Raw genomic sequence first — 21,941 nt, 5'->3', positions numbered from 1 at the left:
GGCTTCCTGCCGACTCCTGTGGCCGAGCAGGCTTTCCGCCGTCCCCGTCAGCACCAGACCCTGCGCACCTTGCTGATTGGTGGCGACCGCCTGCGTCAGTTCGACCGCGATCCGGGTTTCGCCGTGATCAACAACTACGGCCCGACCGAAACCACCGTGGTTGCCACTTCGGGTCAGGTACGGGTGGGCGAGTCGCTGCACATCGGCGGCCCGATCTCCAATACCAGCATTTATGTGCTGGATGAACAGCTTCAGCCAGTGCCGGTGGGCGTGAGCGGCGAGCTTTACATCGGTGGTTCGGGCGTTGCCCGTGGCTACCTGAACCGGCCTGACCTGACCGAAGAGCGCTTTATCGCCGACCCGTTCAGCGACGCGGCCCATGCCCGCATGTATCGCAGTGGTGACCTGGTGCGCTGGAATGCCAACGGCACTCTGGACTACCTGGGCCGCAACGACGATCAGGTGAAGATTCGCGGCATGCGCATCGAGCTGGGTGAGATCGAAGCGGTTCTTGCTGCTCAGCCAGGCGTGAAAGATTCTGTGGTCCTGGTGCGCGGTGAGCGTCTGCTGGCGTGGTTCACCGAAACCTCACCGGTGGAGACGGACGCACTGCGTCAGGCCTTGCAGGCCAGTCTGCCTGGCTACATGGTGCCGCTGGCCTTTATACGGCTGGAAGCCTTGCCACTGACCAGCCACGGCAAGCTCGACCGCCGTGCTCTGCCAGACCCGGACCATGCCGATCTGGCTGCAAAGGCCTACGAAGCGCCGCAAGGCGAAGTGGAAGTCGCGATTGCCGAACTCTGGGCCCAGGTGCTGGGTGTCGACCGGGTAGGGCGTCACGATAACTTCTTTGAACTGGGCGGCCATTCATTGCTGGCGGTCAGCCTGGTGGAGCGCATGCGCAACGCCGGTCTGAGTGCCGATGTGCGTGTCTTGCTGGGCCAGCCAACTGTGGCCGCATTGGCAGCTTCGGTTGGCAATGGCCGCGAAATCACTGTACCGGCCAATCTGGTACCGGCAGGCGCCACACGAATCACGCCGGACATGCTGAGCCTGTCGCGTCTGGATCAGCCGACCATCGACCGCATTGTCGAAACCGTTCCCGGTGGTGCTGCCAACGTGCAGGAAATCTACCCGCTGGCACCGTTGCAGGAAGGCATTCTCTATCACTACCTGACCGCCGATCAGGGCGATCCCTACTTGCTGCAATTGCGCATCAGCTTTGACAGTCTGGAACGCCTGCAGACAGTTGCCGATGGCCTGCGCAAGGTCATTGCCCGTCACGACAGCCTGCGTACCGCGATTGTCTGGGAAGGGCTGGAGGTGCCGCAGCAGGTGGTCTGGCGTCATGCCGATCTGCCGGTCGATGAAGTGCCTCTGGCGCAGATCGAAACCCAGGACAGCTCGGCACGGATCGACCTCAGTCAGGCCCCGCTGATCCGTCTGGTCTACAGCCACGACCCGGCCAGCTCGCGTTTGCAGGCCACGCTGTTGTTCCATCACATCGTGGTCGATGCCACGGCCTTGCAAGTGATGCGCGAGGAAATTCTTGCCCATCTGCGCGGCGAGCCACAACCCGCCGAGCCTTCGGTGCCGTACCGCAACTATGTGGCCCAGGCGCGCCTGGGTGTCAGCGAAGCGGAGCACGAAGCGTATTTCCGCGGGCAACTGGGCGATATCGACGAGCCGACCCTGCCGTTCGGCCTGCACGATGTTCAAGGTGATGGCAGCTCCATCGAAGAAGCTCAACAGACACTGCCCGATGATCTGACCCTGCGCCTGCGCAATCAGGCCCGGCAGATGGGCGTCAGCGTCGCCAGCCTGTTCCACCTGGCCTGGGGCCGGGTGCTGGCCACCGCTACGGGCAAGGACCGTGTGGTGTTCGGCACTGTGCTGCTCGGTCGTCTGCAAGGCGGTGCCGGTGCCGACCGTGGCATGGGCATGTTCATCAATACCTTGCCGTTGCGGATCGATCTGGCCGATATCGGCGTGAGTGAAGGGGCGCGTGACACTCACGCCCGTCTTGCCGCATTGCTGGGGCATGAGCACGCTTCCCTGGCTCAGGCCCAGCGCTGGAGCGGTGTTGCTGCGCCATTGCCGCTGTTCAGCGCGATTCTCAACTACCGCCATAGCGCCGGTCAGGCTAAACAGGATGCCCAGCGCGAAGCGTGGCGCGGCCTGGAAATCCTGGCCAGCGAGAAAAACACCAACTATCCGTTGAGCCTCAACGTCGACGACCTGGGCGACAGCCTGCGTCTGTCGGTCACTGTCACGCCTGACGTGGGTGCCCGCCGTATCTGCGGCTACGTGCAGCAGGCATTGACCGGTGTGGTCGAGGCCCTTGAGTCTCAGCCTGATCTGCCATTGCAACACCTGTCGGTACTGGACGCCGAGGAGCGTCAGCGTCTGGTGGTCGACTTCAACCAGACTGAGGTCGACTACGATCTGGAGCATACCCTTCACGGTCTGTTCGAGAGCCAGGTTGTCCGCAAACCACAGGCCATTGCGCTGCGTGGCGAAGGCGTACAACTGAGCTATCAGGCGCTCAACGAACAAGCCAACCGCCTGGCGCACCACCTGATCAGCCTGGGTGTGAAAACCGATGATCGAGTAGCCATCTGTCTTGAACGTGGCGTATCCATGGTGGTTGGTCTGCTGGCCATCCTCAAGACCGGTGCCGCCTATGTGCCGCTGGACCCGAGCTATCCGCGTGAGCGCATTCATTACATGCTCGAAGACAGCTCGCCGGCCGTGGTACTGGTCCAGACTGCCACCCGCAAGCTGCTGGACGAAGAGCGTACGTTGCGTGTCGACCTCGACAACAACATCTGGGGTGCCCAGAGCATCGACAATCCGCAAATCGTCGGCATGAACCCGGACCACCTGGCCTATGTGATCTACACCTCCGGTTCCACCGGTACGCCGAAGGGTGTGATGGTCGAGCACCGCAGCGTGGGTAACCTGGTTCACTGGAGTTCGCAGGTTATTCCGTTGAAACCCGAGACGGCGCTGCTGCACAAGACGCCCATCAGCTTCGATGCTTCGGTATGGGAACTGTTCTGGCCGCTGTGCGCCGGCTTGCCGCTGGTACTGGCGCGTCCTGATGGCCATCGCGATCCGGCTTACCTGATGCGCTTGATCCGCGATCAGAAGGCCAGCGTGGTCCAATTCGTACCGGCCTTGCTTCAGCAGTTCCTTGAACTGGAAGAAATCAGCCAGTGCACTTCACTGACCAACATCGTCTGCGGCGGTGGCGAACTGACCATCGCTCTGGCCGAGCGTGTACGCCAACGCCTGCCGTGGGCGCGTCTGCACAACGTCTATGGCCCGACCGAGACCACGGTGGATTCCAGCGCCTGGACCCTTGAGCCGCACGAGCCTGTACCGGACAGCGCCTTGCCGATCGGGCGACCGATCAGCAACACCCGCATGTATGTATTGGACGAATACGACCAACTGGTTCCACAGGGCGTGATCGGTCAGTTGCACATCGGTGGCTCAGGCGTCACCCGTGGTTACCTGAACCTGCCGCAGTTCCAGGCCGAGCGTTTCATCGACAGCCCGTTCGTGGCCGGCGACCGCCTGTATCGCACCGGCGACCTGGTGTCCCAGCGTGCGGACGGCAACCTCGACTTCCTGGGTCGTAACGACGATCAGGTCAAGCTGTATGGCCTGCGTATCGAACTGGGTGAAATCCAGGCGTGCCTGACCCGTTATCCGGGCATTCAACAGGCCGTGGTGCTGGCTCGCGACGAGCAACCGGGCGGTCAGCGACTGGTGGCTTATTACACCGGCACGCTGCTGCCGGTGGAAACCCTGCGCGAAGTGCTGCGTGCGCAATTGCCGGATTACATGGTGCCTGCGCTCTATGTACATCTGGATGCATTCCCTCTGACCCCTAACGGCAAAGTGGACCAGAAGGCCTTGCCTGCGCCGGGTGCCGATGCAGTACTGACCCGTCCCTACGAAGCGCCGGAGGGCGAAACCGAAGTCCTGCTGGCCGAGCTCTGGGCCGAACTGCTCGGCGTCGAGCGGGTGGGGCGACACGACAACTTCTTTGAACTGGGCGGTCACTCGCTCCTGGCGGTCAGTCTGACCGCGCGTCTGAGGCAGGAAGGCATTGAAGCCGATGTCCGGGCGTTGTTCGAACAACCTACGCTGGCCGGCTATGCAGCCATCACAGAGAGCATGGAGATTATCCTGTGAGCATCAACGAACTCCTGGCGACACTGAAGGCCAATGACATCAATCTGTCGGTCAAGGATGGACAACTGGTGGTGCAGGGCAATCGCCGTGCACTGACCGACAAGGGCCTGGTGGAACACCTGCGCGAGCACAAGCCGGCATTGATCGAGCTGATCGAACAGGGCGAGTATCTGGCAACCAAACGTGGTGCTCCGACCTTGCCGGAAAACGGCATTCCTGCGGGCTGCACCCATATCACTCCCGAAATGCTGACCCTGATCTCTCTGGATCAGGACAGCATCGACAGGCTGGTCGCGCATGTCCCTGGCGGCGCCGCGAATGTGCAGGACATCTACCCGCTGGCGCCCTTGCAGCAGGGCATTCTTTATCACCATGTTACCGCCAGCCACGGCGACCCCTATGTCATGCACGTGGAGTTCGCCTTTGCCGACCGTGCTCGTCTGGATGCCTTTGCCCTGGCCTTGCAGACAGTGATCGAACGGCACGACATCTTGCGCACTTCGATCCACTGGGACGGGCTGGAAACCCCGGTTCAGGTGGTCTGGCGTCACGCGGACCTCACGGTCGGTGCCTTGTCGGCGCAAGCCCAGACCATCATGGATCTCGGCCAGGCGCCACTGATTCGTCTGGTCTACGACGAGGCCGAGCACGGCCAGGGCGTGAAGGCAGCCTTGCAGTTCCATCACATCGCCATGGACCACAGCGCTCTGGAAGTGGTGCGCCATGAAATTCAGGCCTGCCTGAGTGGCCAGGCTGGTTTGCTGGGTACGCCGGTTCCGTTCCGCAACTATGTGGGTCAGGCCCTGTTGGGCGTCAGCGAGAAAGAACACGAGACGTTCTTCCGCGAGATGCTGGGCGACCTCGATGAGCCGACTCTGGCCTATGACCTGCAGGACCTCAGCGGCGACGGTGGCGACATCACCGAATACACCCTGTCTCTGGACCTCGAACTCTGCCGCCGCCTGCGCACTCAGGCGCGTACTCTGGGCATCAGCGTCGCCAGCCTGTTTCACCTGGGCTGGGCGCGGGTGCTGTCAGGCCTGACCGGCCGCCAGCGCGTGGTATTCGGCACCGTACTCATGGGCCGCCTTCTTGGCGCCGAGGCGACCGAACGTGCTTTGGGTATCTTCATCAACACCTTGCCGATCCGTATCAATCTGGATGCGCAGGACGTTCGCACAGCGGTCAAGGCCACCCATCAGCGCCTGACCACCCTGATGCGCCACGAACATGCGCCGCTGGCTCTGGCCCAGCGTTGCAGCGGCGTGGCCGCGCCGACGCCACTGTTCAATGCCTTGCTCAATTATCGACACAGCTCGGCACAGACCACAGGCGAAACCTGGCAGGGCATCGAAGTCCTGCATGCAGAGGAGCGCAGCAACTATCCGCTGGTGGTGAGCGTCGACGATCTGGGCGACGCCTTCAGCTTCACCGCACAAACCACGACCGGCATCGACCCGCAGCGCACCTGTGCTTATCTTGAACGTGCCATGGAGCATTTGCTGGAGGCTCTGGAACAGGCGCCGCAGACGCCGGTCGAGCGTGTGGAAATTCTGCCTGCCGATGAGCGCAAGCGGCTGCTGGAAAGTTTCAATGCCTATCATCTCGACAAGGAAACAGCGCTGACGATCCACCAGCGCATCGAGCGTCAGGCCCTCGATCAACCAGATGCCATCGCTTCGCAAGTGGGCGATCAGCACCTGAGCTACAGCGAACTGAACAGCAAGGCCAATGCCTTGGCTCATCACCTGATCAGCCAAGGTGTTCGCCCGGATGATCGTGTGGCCGTGGTCGCTCGTCGCGGGCTGGAAACACTGGTCGGCCTGCTGGCCGTGCTCAAGGCCGGCGCGGGTTATGTGCCGGTGGACCCGGCGCACCCGGATGAGCGTATCGCTTATCTATTGAGCGACAGCGCGCCAGTAGCGGTGCTGACTCAGCACGGTTTGCTGGCAGGCTTGCCGCCATTGTCTGTGCCGGTCATTGCTCTTGATCGTCCAGACTGGGCCGATCAGCAAGACAATCCGCTGGTGCAAGGCCTCACTGCTGCCAATCTGGCTTACGTCATCTACACCTCAGGTTCGACGGGTCAGCCAAAAGGCGTGATGGTTGAACACCGCACCCTGAGCAATCTGGTGCATTGGCATTGCGAAGCCTTTGATCTGCAAGCCGGCAGCCATACTGCCAGCGTTGCCGGTTTTGGTTTCGACGCCATGGCCTGGGAAGTCTGGCCGGCGCTGTGTGCCGGTGCGACCTTGCATGTGCCGCCTGCCGATGTAAGCAACGAACAGCTTGATTCGTTGCTCGACTGGTGGCTGGCTCAGCCGCTGCAAGTGTCGTTCCTGTCGACGCCAGTGGCCGAGTACGCTTTCAGCCGTGACCTGCGTCACCCGACCTTGCGCACCTTGCTGATCGGTGGCGACCGCTTGCGTCAGTTCCATCGTGATCCGGGCTTTGCGGTGATCAACAACTACGGCCCGACCGAGGCCACTGTTGTCGCCACCTCGGGTCAGTTGTTCCCCGACGGCAGCCTGGATATCGGCAAGCCAATTGCCAACACCCAGGTTTATCTGCTGGACGAACATCAACAACTGGTACCGTTTGGCGTGGCGGGTGAGTTGTATGTGGCAGGCGACGGCGTAGCCCGTGGTTACCTGAACCGCCCGGAAATGACTGCCGAGCGCTTCCTCGACGATCCATTCAGCGAGCAGCCGGGCGCGCGTATGTACCGCACGGGTGACCTTGCGCGCTGGAATGCTGATGGCACGCTGGAATATCTGGGTCGTAACGACGATCAGGTGAAGATCCGTGGCGTACGTATCGAGCTGGGCGAAATCGAAAGCCAGCTGGGCCAGTTGCCGGGCATCGAAGAAGCGTTGGTGCTGGCTCGCGAAGACGAACCGGGTCAGCCACGACTGGTGGGCTATTTCACCGAACGGGCTGACAGCACGCCACTGGTTGTGAATGACCTGCGTGCGGCCTTGCTGGAGCAGTTACCGGCCTACATGGTCCCCAGCGCGCTGGTGCGTCTGGACGCCTGGCCGCTGACGGCCAACGGCAAGGTCGACCGCCGCGCCTTGCCTGTCCCTGATCGCGATGCGCTGTTCACCGGCGAGTATCAGGCGCCGGAAGGCGAGCTGGAAATCGCTCTGGCGCAGATCTGGAGCGAATTGCTGCAAGTCGAGCGTGTCGGCCGTCATGACCGTTTCTTTGAACTGGGCGGTCACTCCCTGCTGGCGATGCGTATGGTTTCTCAGGTGCGTCAGCGCCTGTCGCTGGAGTTGTCGCTGGGCGACCTGTTCGCCGACAGCGCTCTGGCCGCTGTGGCGCAATGCCTGGGCAATGCCGACAAGAACGAACTGCCACCTATCGAAGTGCTGCCGCGCAGCGGGGCGGTTCCACTGTCTTTCGCCCAGCAGCGGATCTGGTTCCTGGCGCAGATGGAAGACGCCAACAGCGCCTATAACATCCCGTTGGGCCTGCAACTGACCGGGCAACTGGACACCCGTGCGTTGAAACGTGCGCTGGAGCGTATTGTTGCGCGCCACGACAGCCTGCGCAGTCGCTTCACTCAGGAAGAAGGCGAAGCCCGGGTACACGCTGCACCTGCAACCGTGGTTCCGGAGCTGAGCTGGCAGGACCTGCGCGGTCAGGATGATCAGGCCTTGCAGGACGTGGTCAAGGAGGAGGCGGAACAGGCTTTCGACCTGAATCACGAATTGCCGATCCGGGGTCGTCTGCTGTGTCTGGCCGAAGATCGCCATGTGTTGCTGCTGACCGTGCATCACATCGTTGCTGACGGCTGGTCGCTGGGAGTTCTGACCCGCGAACTCACCGCACTATACAAGGCGTTCAATCAGGGCCTGGATGACCCGTTGCCGCCACTGGCCTTGCAATACGCCGATTACGCCATCTGGCAACGCAACTGGCTGGACAGCGAAAGGTTGAGCAGCCAGGGCGATTACTGGCATCAGGCGCTTTCAGGCGCGCCAGTCTTGCTGACACTGCCGACCGACCGGCCTCGTCCGGCACGTCAGGACTACACGGGCGTCAGTCTTCCTGTGCGCTTCAACTCGCGTCTGAGCACCGAGATCAAAGCCTTCTGCCAGCGCCATGGTGTAACGCCGTTCATGCTGTTCATGGGAGCCTGGTCCGTGCTGCTGGCGCGCCTGTCCGGTCAGGACGAGGTGGTGATCGGTACGCCGGTTGCCAACCGCCGCCGCGCCGAAGTCGAGGGTTTGATCGGCCTGTTCGTCAACACTCTGGCCGTGCGTGTCGACACCTCGGGTGAGCCGGATGTCACTGAACTGCTGGCACGCATCAAGACTCGTGTACTGGAAGCCCAGGAGCATCAAGACCTGCCATTCGAGCAGGTTGTAGAGCGCTTGCGGCCGCCACGCAGCCTGGCCCATAGCCCGTTGTTCCAGACTTCGCTGGCCTGGGACGGCAGTCAGGGTCTGGAGCTTCATCTGGGTGATTTGCGCCTGGAGCCGCTGGGCGATCAACCGACCTTCGCCAAGTTCGACCTGACCTTGAGCATGGGCGAGACCGAGGAAGGCTTTGCCGGTGCTCTGGATTACGCAACGGCGCTGTTCGATGCAGCCACTGCCGAGCGTTATGTGTCCTATCTTGAGCCCTTGCTGTGGAGCATGGTCGGCAGCGACCAGTCTGTTCCGGCGCAGGTAGAACTGCTGGGCGCGCAGGAGCGCCGCCGTTTGCTGGTGGATTTCAACGCCAGCGAGCAGAGCTTTGTCCTCGACCAGCCTGTGCAGGCGTTGTTCGAGGCTCAGGTACTGCGCACTCCGGATGCCATTGCTCTGGAAAGCGAAGGTGTTCAGCTGAGTTATCGCCAGCTCAACGAGGCCGCCAACCGTCTGGCACATCACCTTATCGATCAAGGCGTGCAGGCCGACGATCGTGTGGCGGTGTGCCTGGAACGCGGCCCGAACCTGCTTGTCGGTTTGCTGGCTGTACTCAAGGCGGGTGGTGCCTACGTGCCGCTGGACCCAGGTTACCCGACCGAGCGTCTGGCCTACATGCTGGGGGACAGCGCAGCGCTGACCCTGCTGGTGGATGCCAGGACTCAGGACCGCTTCGCCGATAGCGCGCTGCAACTGTTGAACCTGGACGTCGGCACCTGGGCGGCACAATCCGCTGAAAACCCGGTGGTGCCTGGCCTGAGCGCAGACCATCTGGCTTACGTGATCTACACCTCCGGCTCCACCGGCACGCCAAAAGGCGTGATGGTCGAACACCGTGGCTTGTGCAACCTGGTGCAATGGAGTTCGCAGTTGTTTGTGCCGACTTCCCAAGGCGCTCTGTTGCACAAGACGCCAGTCAGTTTCGACGCTTCGGTATGGGAACTGTTCTGGCCGCTGTGTGCCGGCCTTCGCCTGGTACTGGCGCGTCCGGACGGACATCGCGACCCTGCCTATCTGGCGCAGTTGATCATCGAACGACAGGTCAGCGTGGTGCAGTTCGTACCGGCTTTGCTCCAGCAATTCCTGGAACTGGAAGAAAGCAGCCAGTGCGGCTCCCTGACCGATATCGTCTGTGGCGGTGGTGAGCTGACCGAGGCGCTGGCCCGTCAGGTACGCCAGCGTCTGCCAGGCGCACGCCTGCACAACGTTTATGGTCCGACCGAAACCACGGTGGATTGCAGCGTCTGGACCCTGGAACCTCAGGATGCAGTGCCAGACAGCGCATTGCCTATCGGCCGTCCTGTCAGCAACACCCGCCTGTATGTACTGGATGCCTACGATCAGCCTGTACCGCAAGGCGTGGTGGGCGAGTTGCACATCGGCGGTGCCGGTGTGGCCCGAGGCTACCTGAACCTGCCGCACATGCAGGCCGAGCGTTTCATCGACAGCCCGTTCGTTGCAGGTGACCGCCTGTACCGCAGTGGCGACCTGGTGCGTCAGCGTGCCGACGGTACTCTGGAGTTCCTGGGTCGTAATGACTTCCAGGTCAAACTGCATGGACTGCGTATCGAACTGGGCGAAATCGAAGCACGACTGGCCACCCATCCGGCCATTCGCGAAGCGGCAGTCCTGCTGCATAACGAACGTCTGGTGGCCTGGTTCAGTTGCCATGAAGGCCAGGAAACGCCGAGCATCGAAGTCCTGCGTGAATACGTGCTGGCCGGGTTGCCGGACTACATGGTGCCTTCGGCCTATGTCGCGCTGCCAACCTTGCCCCTGAGCCCCAACGGCAAGCTCGACCGCGCAGCCTTGCCGGAGCCGGGCGCGCAGGCGGTGTTGAGCCGCAACTACGAAGCACCGCAGGGCGAGACAGAAACACAGCTGGCCGCACTCTGGGCCGAGTTGCTGCACGTGGAAACAGTCGGTCGTCAGGACAACTTCTTTGAACTGGGCGGGCATTCGTTGCTGGCTGTGACCCTGATTGCCCGCATGCGCCGTCTGGGCATGACCGCCGATATCCGCGTGTTGTTCGCCCAGCCGACCCTGGCTGCGCTGGCCAACTCCGCCGACAACAGCATCGGCAGCGAACTGCAAGTGCCAGCCAACCGGATTGGTGCAGATTGCCAGCACATCACCCCGGATCTGCTGCCTCTGGTAGCGCTGGAGCAGGACGCCATCGACCGTATCGTCGCCAGCGTTCCCGGCGGCGCAGCCAACGTGCAGGACATCTACCCGCTGGGGCCGTTGCAGGCGGGGATTCTTTACCATCACCTGGCAGCAGGCGACAACGATCCGTATTTGCTGCAACCGCAGTTCGCCTTTGCTGACGAATCACGCCTCGAAGCGTTCAGCAATGCATTGCAGCGGGTCATCGAGCGTAACGACATCCTGCGCACGGCACTGCTCTGGGAAGGCTTGCAGGCACCGGTGCAAGTCGTCTGGCGCCAGGCTCGTCTGAAGGTCGAAGAGATTGCACTGCAAGACCTGGCGAATGCGCCACGCATGGACCTGACCCAGGCACCGCTGCTGCATCTGGTGCATGCCGTTGATCCGGCCACCCAGCGAATCTCTGCTGTATTACGCTTCCATCACGTGGTCATGGACCACGTGGCCCTTGAAGTGCTGGGCCACGAATTGCAGGCCATGCTCCTCGATGAAGAAGCACAGCTGGCGGCCCCTGTGCCGTATCGCAACTACGTCGCTCAGGTTCTGCAAGGTCCTGGCGATGACGCCCATGAAACCTTCTTCCGCGAACAACTGGGCGATATCGATGAGCCGACCTTGCCTTACGGTCTGCCTGTAGCGGCTGGCGAGGGCGAACTCAGCGAAGCGCGACTGCCACTGGACGTCGTCTTGTGCGGCAAGGTCCGCGATCAGGCCCGACAACTGGGTGTCAGTGCCGCAAGCCTGATGCACCTTGCCTGGGCTCAGGTGCTGGGCCAGTTGTCCGGTCGCGACAGCGTAGTGTTCGGCACGGTATTGCTCGGGCGTCTGCAAGGCGGTGAGGGCGTGGAACGTGCTCTTGGCGTCTTCATCAACACCTTGCCACTGCGTATCGATCTGGGCAGCCAGCCTGTACGCGATGCGGTACTGGATACCCATCGCCGCTTGACCGGCCTGCTTGCCCACGAGCATGCACAACTGGCCCTTGCCCAGCGTTGCAGTGCCTTGCCGGCTGGCGCGCCATTGTTCAGCACGCTGCTCAATTACCGCCACAGTGCGGCACCTCAGGTCAGAGACGAAGCGGCCAGCACTGCCTGGCAAGGCATCGACGTGCTGAATGCCGAAGAGCGCAGCAACTATCCGTTGACCCTGAGCATCGACGATCTGGGCGAAACCTTCAGCCTGACCGCCCAGGCGGCACAGGGCATCGATGCCCAGCGAGTCTGCGGTTACCTACAGGAAGCCGTGGCCAATCTGGTCGAGGCGCTGGAGCAGCAGCCTGAAAACGGCATGCAGCAGTTGTCGGTGCTGCCAGCGGCAGAGCGTCAGCGCCTGCTGGTCGGCTTCAATATCACCCGTCGCGATTACCCACGCGAGTTGCCGGTGCATCGTCTGTTCGAGCAGCGTGCGGCCGCTCATCCGCAAGCCGTGGCCGCCGTACATGGCAGCCTCTCGCTGAGCTATGGAGAACTGAACGAGCGCGCCAACCGCCTGGCTCATTATCTGATCGGGCAGGGCGTCAAGCCGAATGATCATGTGGCGATCCTGCTGCCACGCTCCATTGAACTGCTGGTCGGCCAACTGGCCATCGGCAAATGTGCTGCGACCTATGTGCCGCTGGACATCAATGCACCCGCCGAGCGTCAGGTCTACATGATCGAGGACTGCAAGGCTGTATTCGTGCTGGCCCAAAGTGCGGCTTCGATTGACTCTGCCACTCCGCGCATCGATCTGGATAAGCTCGTTCTGGACGATCAGCCAGCCCATGATCCGGCTCTGGTGCAGAACTCCAACAGCGTGGCGTACGTCATGTACACCTCCGGTTCCACGGGTGCACCGAAAGGCGTGTGCGTGCTGCACCGCGGTATTGCCCGTCTGGTGTTGAACAATGGCTTCGCCGACTTCAACGAACAGGACCGGGTGGCCTTCGCCTCCAACCCTGCGTTCGATGCCAGCACCATGGAAGTCTGGGGCGCCTTGCTCAATGGCGGGCAATTGCTGGTCATCGACCACCAGACCCTGATCGACCCGGCACGCCTCAGCGATGCCTTGCGCAATGTCAGCGTGCTGTTCCTCACCACCGCGCTGTTCAACCAGTATGTGCAACTGATCCCCGAAGCACTCAAGGGCCTGCGCTACCTGATGTCCGGCGGCGAGCGTGCCGATCCGGCCAGCTTCCGCGCCATGTTGGAACATGCGCCGGGCTTGCGTCTGGTGAACGGCTATGGCCCGACCGAAACCACCACCTTTGCGACCACCAACGAAGTGCGTGAAGTGGCCGAAGGTGCCGAGTCGGTATCGATTGGCCGACCTATCGGCAATACCAGCATCTATGTGCTGGATGCCCATCAGCGCCTGGTGCCGCAGGGTGTTATCGGCGAGCTGTACATTGGCGGCGACGGCGTGGCGCAGGGTTACCTGAACCGTCCGGACCTGACGGCCGAGAAATTCCTCACCGACCCGTTTAGCGATGAGCCGGGTGCCACGATGTACCGTACCGGCGACCTGGGTCGCTGGCTGGAAGATGGCCAGCTGGAATGCCTGGGCCGTAACGACGATCAGGTCAAGATCCGTGGCTTCCGTATCGAGCTGGGCGAAATCGTCAGCCGTCTCCACGAACTGCCCAGTGTCCGTGACGCCGTGGTACTGGCCCGTGAAGACGAGCCGGGACGTGTGCGTCTGGTTGCCTACTTCACCCAGCATCAGGACGTCGAAGCCCTCACGTCCGAGCAGATGCGTGCGGCCTTGCAGGCCAACCTGCCGGAATACATGGTTCCCGCCGCGTTCGTCGAGCTGGAAACCCTGCCGTTGACCGCCAACGGCAAGCTCGATAGCCGTGCGCTGCCCAAGCCGGATCGTTCGGCGCTGTTCGGCCAGACCTACGAAGCGCCGCAAGGCGAGATCGAAATCGCTCTGGCACAGATCTGGGCCGACGTGCTGCAGGTTGAGCAAGTGGGTCGCCACGATCACTTCTTCGATCTCGGCGGGCATTCCCTGTTGGCCATGCGCATGGTTTCCCAGGTTCGTCAGCAATTGGGGGTCGAGTTGCCATTGGGTGAACTCTTTGCCCTGGGCGAACTGGCTGCCGTGGCAGCGGCTGTGTCTGGCATCGGGCGTAGCGAGCAGACGCAGATTCTGCCGGCGGCTCGTGACCAGTCGCTGCCGTTGTCCTTTGCCCAGCAGCGCCTGTGGTTCCTGGCGCAGATGGAAGGTGGCAACGAGGCGTACAACATCCCCATGGCCCTGAGCCTGCAAGGCGCTCTTGATGTACCTGCGCTGTCCCGTGCCCTGGCTCGTGTCATCGAACGTCACGAAACCTTGCGCAGCCGCTTTATCGCTCTGGAAGACGGTGCAGAAGTGCTGTTTGCGCCAGTGTCCGGTGAAGTCGTGCTGCCGCTGGAAGACCTGCGCCATAACCCTGAAGCTTTGGCTGAGCGGGTTCGCACAGAAGCTGCGGCACCTTTCGACCTGACCCGTGGCCCGGTGATCCGTGGTCGCCTGTTGCAGGTGGCCGACGATAATCACGTGTTGTTGCTGACCGTGCACCATATCGTCGCCGACGGCTGGTCCATGGGCGTGCTGACCCGCGAACTGCTGGCCTTGTACCCGGCCTTGCGTGTGGGTGAGGCTGATCCTTTGCCGGCACTGGCGATCCAGTACGCCGACTATGCCGTCTGGCAGCGTCAATGGCTGACGGGCGAGCGTCTGCAACAGCAGTCCACCTACTGGCGTGAAGCACTGGGCGGCGCACCGACGCTGTTGATGTTGCCAACTGACCGTCCACGTCCGGCGCAGCAGGACTTCGCGGGCGGTAGCCTTGCGGTGCATCTGGACGCAAACCTGAGCACGGGTCTGCGGAATCTGGCTCAGCGTCAGGGCGTGACGCTGTACATGACACTGATGACGGCCTGGGCGAGTCTGCTGGCGCGCCTGTCCGGACAGAACGATGTGGTGATCGGCAGCCCGATGGCAGGCCGTGGTCGCACCGAACTGGAAGGGTTGGTCGGCCTGTTCGTCAACACCCTGGCCGTGCGTATCGATACCTCGGGCGCACCAACCGGCAAAGCCTTGCTGGCACAGGTCAAGAAACGTGTTCTGGAAGCTCAGGATCATCAGGACCTGCCATTCGAGCAGGTAGTGGAAATCGTGCGTCCGGAGCGCAGCCTGGCTCATGCTCCATTGTTCCAGACCACCCTGAACTGGCTGGCTGGCGAAGGCTCGGCCCCGCAACTGGACGGCCTTGTTGTCTCGCCGGTCGAGCAGGCCAGCCAGGTGTCCAAGTTCGACCTGTCGCTGAACCTGGGCGAGCAGGGCGAAACATTGGTCGGCACGCTGGACTATGCGCTGGCGCTGTTCGACGAAGCCACCGTGGGTCGTTACGTCCATTACTTCGAGCAACTGCTGCAAGCGCTGGTGGCCAACGAACAGGCGGTGCTGGATCAGGTCGCGCTGGTGGGCGAGCAAGAGCGTCAATACTTGCTGGAAGAACTCAACGCTACAGGTCTGGAGGTCCCGCAAGGTCAGACTATCCATGGCTTGATCGAAGCCCGGGCCGTTCAGCAACCCGATGCCATCGCTTCACAAGTGGGCGATCAGCGTCTGAGCTACAGCGAACTGAACAGCAAGGCCAATGCCTTGGCTCATCATTTGATCAGCCTGGGTGTTCGCCCGGATGATCGTGTGGCCGTGGTCGCTCGTCGTGGCCTGGAAACACTGGTCGGCCTGCTGGCCGTGCTCAAGGCGGGCGCGGGCTATGTGCCTGTAGACCCGGCTCACCCGGACGAGCGTATTGCTTACCTGCTGAGCGACAGCGCGCCAGTGGCCGTATTGACCCAGCACGCGCTGATTGCAGGCTTGCCGCCATTGTCTGTGCCGGTCATTGCCCTTGATCGTCCAGACTGGGCCGATCAACAAGACAATCCGCTGGTGCAAGGCCTCAGCGCCGCCAATCTGGCTTACGTGATCTACACCTCAGGTTCCACCGGCCAGCCGAAAGGCGTGATGGTCGAGCACCGCACCTTGAGCAATCTGGTTCACTGGCATTGCGAAGCTTTCGACCTGCGCGCCGGCAGCCACACCGCCAGCGTCGCCGGTTTTGGCTTCGATGCCATGGCCTGGGAAGTCTGGCCGGCGTTGTGTGCCGGTGCGACCTTGCATGTGCCACCTGCCGATGTAAGCAACGAACAGCTGGATTCGCTGCTGGACTGGTGGCTGGCTCAGCCGCTGCAAGTGTCGTTCCTGTCGACGCCCGTGGCTGAATACGCTTTCAGTCGTGAGTTGCGTCACCCGACCCTGCGTACCTTGCTGATCGGTGGCGACCGCCTGCGTCAGTTCCATCGTGATCCGGGCTTTGCCGTGATCAACAACTACGGCCCGACCGAGGCCACTGTTGTTGCTACGTCTGGTCAATTATTTCCCGACGGCAGCCTGGATATCGGCAAGCCGATTGCCAACACCCAGGTTTATCTGCTGGACGAACATCAGCAACTGGTGCCGTTTGGTGTGGCCGGTGAACTGTATGTGGCAGGCGACGGCGTGGCCCGTGGCTACCTCAACCGTCCGGAAATGACCGCCGAGCGCTTCCTCGACGATCCATTCAGCGAGCAGCCGGGCGCGCGGATGTATCGCACCGGCGACCTGGCGCGCTGGAATGCTGATGGCACGCTGGAATATCTGGGTCGTAACGACGATCAGGTGAAGATCCGTGGAGTACGTATCGAGCTGGGCGAAATCGAAAGCCAGCTGGGTCAGTTGCCGGGCATCGAAGAAGCGTTGGTGCTGGCTCGCGAAGACGAACCGGGCCAGACGCGACTGGTGGCCTATTTCATCCAGCAGGCCAATACAACGCCGACTTCTGTCACCGAATTGCGTGCCGAACTGTTGACTGTCTTGCCGGGCTATATGGTGCCCAGCGCCTTTGTGCGTCTGGACGCCTGGCCGCTGACGGCCAACGGCAAGGTCGACCGTCGCGCCTTGCCTGCGCCGGACCGCGAAGCGCTGCCGGGTCGTGACTACGAGGCACCGCAAGGTCAACTGGAAACCGATCTGGCCGAAATCTGGAGCGAGTTGCTGCAGGTTGACCGGGTAGGGCGTCACGACAACTTCTTTGAACTGGGCGGGCATTCGTTGCTGGCCGTCACCCTGGTGGCGCGCATTCGTCGTCTCGGTCTGGAAGCCGATATCCGCGTGCTGTTTGCCCAGCCGACGCTGGCCGCCTTGGCCTGCGGTATCGGCAGCAGCCATGGTGTGCAAGTGCCGGCCAACCTGATCACGGCGGATTGCTCACGCATCACGCCGGATCTGTTGCCGCTGGTGACGCTGGATCAGCCTGCCATCGACCGTATCGTCGCCAGCATTCCTGGCGGTGCTGCGAACGTGCAGGACATTTACTCGCTGGGGCCGTTGCAGGCCGGTATTTTCTACCATTACCTGACTTCGGTTGAGGACGACCCTTACCGCTTGCAGGCACGTTTCGCCTTTGCCGACCGCGAACGTCTGGACGCTTTCTGCTCGGCCTTGCAGCGTGTCATCGCCCGTAACGATGTGCTGCGCACTTCGCTGAGCTGGGAAGGTCTGGAAACGCCGGTTCAGGTGGTCTGGCGCAATGCCGAACTGCCGGTGGTCGAGGTGCCGCTGGCTGCCTTGACCGACGCAGAGCCGCTGAATCTGGACGCGGCACCGCTGCTGCGTCTGGTGCATGCCGATGACCCGGACAACCAGCGCATCGTCGCCGTACTGCTGTTCCATCACCTGATCATGGACCACATGGCGCTGGAGCTGTTGAGCCACGAGTTGCAAGCCGTGCTGCTGGGTCTTGAGGCGCAACTGCCTGAGCCTGTGCCGTATCGCAACTACATCGCCCAGGCTCTGCTGGGGCCGGGTGATGAGGCTCATGAAGCGTTCTTCCGCGAGCAACTGGGTGACCTCGACGAACCGACCTTGCCGTATGGTCAGGCAACTTTGCCGGGCGCGGATGTGCCAGGCGAAGCCCGTCAGCGTCTGGATGCGGCCTTGTCCCGTCGAGTCCGCGATCAGTCCCGTCAGTTGGGTGTCAGCGCCGCAAGCCTGATGCACCTGGCCTGGGCTCAGGTGCTGGGGCACTTGTCCGGTCGTGAAAAAGTAGTGTTCGGCACTGTTCTGCTTGGACGTTTGCAGGGCGGCGAAGGGGTTGAGCGTACTCTGGGAGTGTTCATCAACACCTTGCCGCTGCGTATCGACCTGGGCAATCAGCCCGTGCGCGATGTGGTTCTGCAAACCCATCGGCGTCTGACCGGGCTGTTTGCCCACGAACATGCGCCACTGGCACTGGCCCAGCGTTGCAGCGCCTTGCCAGCGGGTGCTCCGTTGTTCAGCGCGCTGTTCAACTATCGTCACAGCGCAGCACCGCAAGCCGCCGATGAAGCAGCCAGCACCGCCTGGCAGGGCATCGAGTTGTTGCAGGCCGATGAGCGCAGCAACTATCCGTTGACCCTGAGCGTCGATGATCTTGGCGAAGACTTCGAGCTGAGCGCACTGACTTCGGCAGGTATCGATGCGCGGCGTATCTGCGCGTACCTGATCAACGCCGTGGAAGGTTTGATGGTCGCTCTGGAGCAGGCGCCGCAGACGCCGGTCGAGGCGTTGGGCATCCTGCCGGTTGCCGAGCGTGTCGAATTGCTGGAAGGCTTCAACGACCATCTGGCCGAGCATGAAACCGCACTGACAGTTCATCAGCGCATCGAGCAGCAGGCTGTCCTGCAACCCGACGCCGTTGCTGCGCAAGTGGGTGGCCATCACTTGAGCTACAGCGAGTTGAATCGCCGTGCCAATGCGTTGGCCCATCACTTGATCGGCCAAGGCGTGCGTGCGGATGATCGGGTGGCAGTGGTTGCCCGTCGCGGCCTGGAAACGCTGGTCGGTTTGCTGGCTGTGCTCAAGGCTGGCGCAGGTTATGTGCCGGTAGATCCGGGGCATCCGGACGACCGCATCAGCTATCTGCTGGAAAACAGCGAGCCGGTGGTGGTGCTGACCCAGCTCGATCTGCTGGCGCGTCTGCCGGAACTGCCTGTGCCGGTGATCGCTCTGGATCGTCCGGACTGGGCGGCCAACCCGGAAAACCCAGTGGTTGCGGAGTTGACCTCGGCCAATCTGGCCTATGTGATCTACACCTCGGGCTCTACTGGCCTGCCAAAGGGCGTGATGGTCGAACACCACACCCTGAACAATCTGGTGGACTGGCATTGCCAGGCTTTCGACCTGCAAGCTGGCAGTCACACCGCCAGCGTGGCCGGCTTTGGCTTCGACGCCACGGCCTGGGAAATCTGGCCAGCCCTGTGCGCCGGTGCCGTGCTGCACATTCCGCCGGCCGAGGTGGAAAACGAGCAGCTCGATACGCTGCTGGACTGGTGGCTGGCTCAGCCGCTGCAAGTGTCCTTCCTGCCGACTCCGGTGGCCGAGTACGCTTTCAGCCGCGAGCTTCGTCATCCGACCCTGCGCACCTTGCTGATCGGTGGCGACCGTCTGCGTAACTTCAACCGCGATCCGGGCTTTGCCGTGGTCAACAACTACGGCCCGACTGAAGCCACGGTCGTGGCCAGTTCCGGGACCATGGAAGTGGGTGGCGTGCTGCATATCGGCAAGCCGGTGACCAATGCCCGTCTCTATGTCCTGAACGAACGTCAGCAGCCGGTGCCGCTGGGCGTGCCGGGCGAGTTGTACATCGGCGGTGCCGGTGTTGCCCGTGGCTACCTGAACCGTCCGGACCTGACGGCCGAGCGTTTCCTCGACGATCCGTTCACCGGGCAGCCGGGCGCACGTATGTACCGCACTGGCGACCTGGTGCGCTGGCTGGTCGACGGAACCCTGGAATACCTGGGCCGTAACGACGATCAGGTGAAGATCCGTGGTGTGCGTATCGAACTGGGCGAGATCGAGCAGCAACTGGCTCTGTGCCCAGGCATCGGCGAAGTGGTGGTCACGACTCAGCGTCTGGAACAGGGTGCGTTGCGTCTGGTGGCGTACTTCACCCGTCTGGACCCTGAACTCGACGGCAGCACCCTGCGCACCCATCTGTTGGGCCGCTTGCCGGAATACATGGTGCCAGCCGCTTATGTCGGCCTCGATGCACTGCCACTGACCCAGAACGGCAAGGTTGATCGCCGTGCGCTGCCGGTGCCGAGCCTGGATGCCATGGCGACTGCCACTTATCAGGCACCTGCCACGCCGCTGGAAGAGCGTCTGGCCGAGCTGTGGGCCGAAGTGCTGGAAGTCGAGCGAGTAGGGCGACACGACAGCTTCTTCGAGCTAGGCGGTCATTCCCTGTCGGCGATCCGTCTGGTCAGCCTGATCCAGAAGTCCGGTGTGCCGCTGACTCTGGCCGAGCTGTTCCAGCATTCCAGTATCACTGCGCTGGCCGGTCTGCTTGAGCAGCGTCCAGCCGGGCCGACAGAAGCTGAAGAGGTTATTACCGTGCGTGCGGACGGCAAACAGCCGCCGTTGTTCCTGGTCCATGACTTCACCGGCCTGGATGCCTACTTCCCGGTGCTGGGCCGTCATCTGGAAGGCGACTTCCCGATCTACGGATTACCGGGCATCGGCCTGGGGCAACCACAGCTGCGTACCATGGAATGCCTGGCGGCACGTCTGGTCGATCTGATTCGCGAAGTGCAGCCCCATGGCCCGTACCGTCTGGCTGGCTGGTCGTTCGGCGGGGTGCTCGCCTATGAAGTTGCCACGCAACTGCTGGGCATGGACGAGAAGGTCGGTTTCCTGGGCCTGATCGACACTTACGTGCCGCGTCTGACCGATCAGGGCAAGGCGCGCTGGCAAGGGCCGAACCTGCTGGAGCGGCAACTGCTGTCTCACTGCACCGCGCACTGGAAGGCCCAGGGCGAAGCGGGTGTTGCACCACTGGCGCGTCTGGCTTCGATTCTGGAGCAGCCGGCCATGCCGGGCTTCGAGGACCTGCTGTTGCTGTGCCGCGAAGAGCACCTGCTGCATCCGGAATTGGCTCAGGCCAGCGATCAGCAACTGCAGCACTTCCTTGAGCGGGAAGTGGCCCATGGTCACGCCCTGGCCCATTACCGACTGGAACCCATCAGCCTGCCGGTACACCAGTTCCGCGCCGAGGAGCGTCCGATGGTGCCGGCCGGAACCAGTGCGACCCTGGGTTGGGCCGAAGCCTTGCAGCCGGAGCAGTTGCACAGCATCGACGTGCCGGGTGATCACCAGAGCATGATGCAGGCACCTCATGTGCAGGTGCTCGGTCAGGCCATCGCTCAGGTGCTGGCGGCGGAACCGGCCAAGGCTCCGGCAGCGCCTGCCTATCAGGCCTTGCTGGCCATCCAGAGCGGCAAGAACGGCAAGGCTCCGCTGTTCTGTGTGCCGGGCGCCGGTGACAGCGTCACCAGCTTTATCGGCCTGGTCGAGGCGTTTGGCCCGGACTGGCCGATCTATGGCCTGCAACCGCGAGGGCTGGACGGACGCAGCGTTCCCCATAGCCGGGTCGAGGCGGCGGCAGAGCGTTACATGCAGGAGATCGAGGACTTCTATCCTCAGGGGCCGTTGCATCTGGTCGGCCATTCCTTTGGCGGCTGGGCGGCTCATGCCATGGCGATAAAGCTTCAGGAGCGCGGCCGCGAAGTGGCTTCCCTGACGCTGATCGACAGCGAAGCGCCTGGCGGTGAAGGCGTGCTCAGCAAGCCTTACACCACCACGGCGGCGTTGAAGGAACTGATCGAGGCGCTGCAGATTTCCAGTGGCAAGCGTCTTGATCTGGACCTGCAAAGCTTCACCGATGGTGATGACGCCACCCAGTTGCGCCTGTTGCAGGAAGCCATGGTCCGTGTCGGTCTGCTGCCGCCACGTCTGGCACCGCAGGCGCTGCACGGGATCTTCCGCACCTTCTCCAGTGCCTTGCGCACCGTGTACCGACCAGGCCAGGGCTACACCGGCCCGGCCAGTCTGGTGCGGGTGACGGACACGCGCCTGGACGCCGAAGCCAACCTGGTCGAACAGGCCGCCATGGCGGTCGGCTGGCAGCATCTGTTGCCACAACTGGCGATATGGGACGGGCCGGGTAACCACTTCAGCATCCTCAAGGCCCCAGACGTCTACAGCCTTGCGGCCTGGTGGTACGACAGGCTGACAGTCGGAGTCGAGGAAACGCTGTCATGA

Annotated in this window: 2 protein-coding genes (1 of these 2 only partly in view); both read left to right on the top strand. The window is 62.5% G+C overall.

All coding sequences use genetic code 11. From position 1 onward, the window contains the following. Window positions 1–4,206 carry the 3' portion of a non-ribosomal peptide synthetase gene (locus Q6A51_RS08625; protein ID WP_304574562.1) on the top strand. Its footprint begins 5,292 nt before the window's first position, so 4,206 of the gene's 9,498 nt are visible here — the last part of the coding sequence; its start codon lies off the left edge, out of view; it ends in the stop codon at window positions 4,204–4,206. Further along, window positions 4,203–21,941, top strand: a complete 17,739-nt coding sequence (locus tag Q6A51_RS08620; protein WP_304574561.1) for a non-ribosomal peptide synthetase — start codon at window positions 4,203–4,205, stop codon at window positions 21,939–21,941. Before Q6A51_RS08625 ends, Q6A51_RS08620 begins: the two co-directional genes overlap by 4 nt.

It is taken from the genome of Pseudomonas serbiensis (genome assembly GCF_030580745.1).
GTDB lineage: Bacteria > Pseudomonadota > Gammaproteobacteria > Pseudomonadales > Pseudomonadaceae > Aquipseudomonas > Aquipseudomonas serbiensis.
Note: the sequence above shows the minus strand (reverse complement) of the source record. Positions and strands in the feature narration are given on the sequence as shown.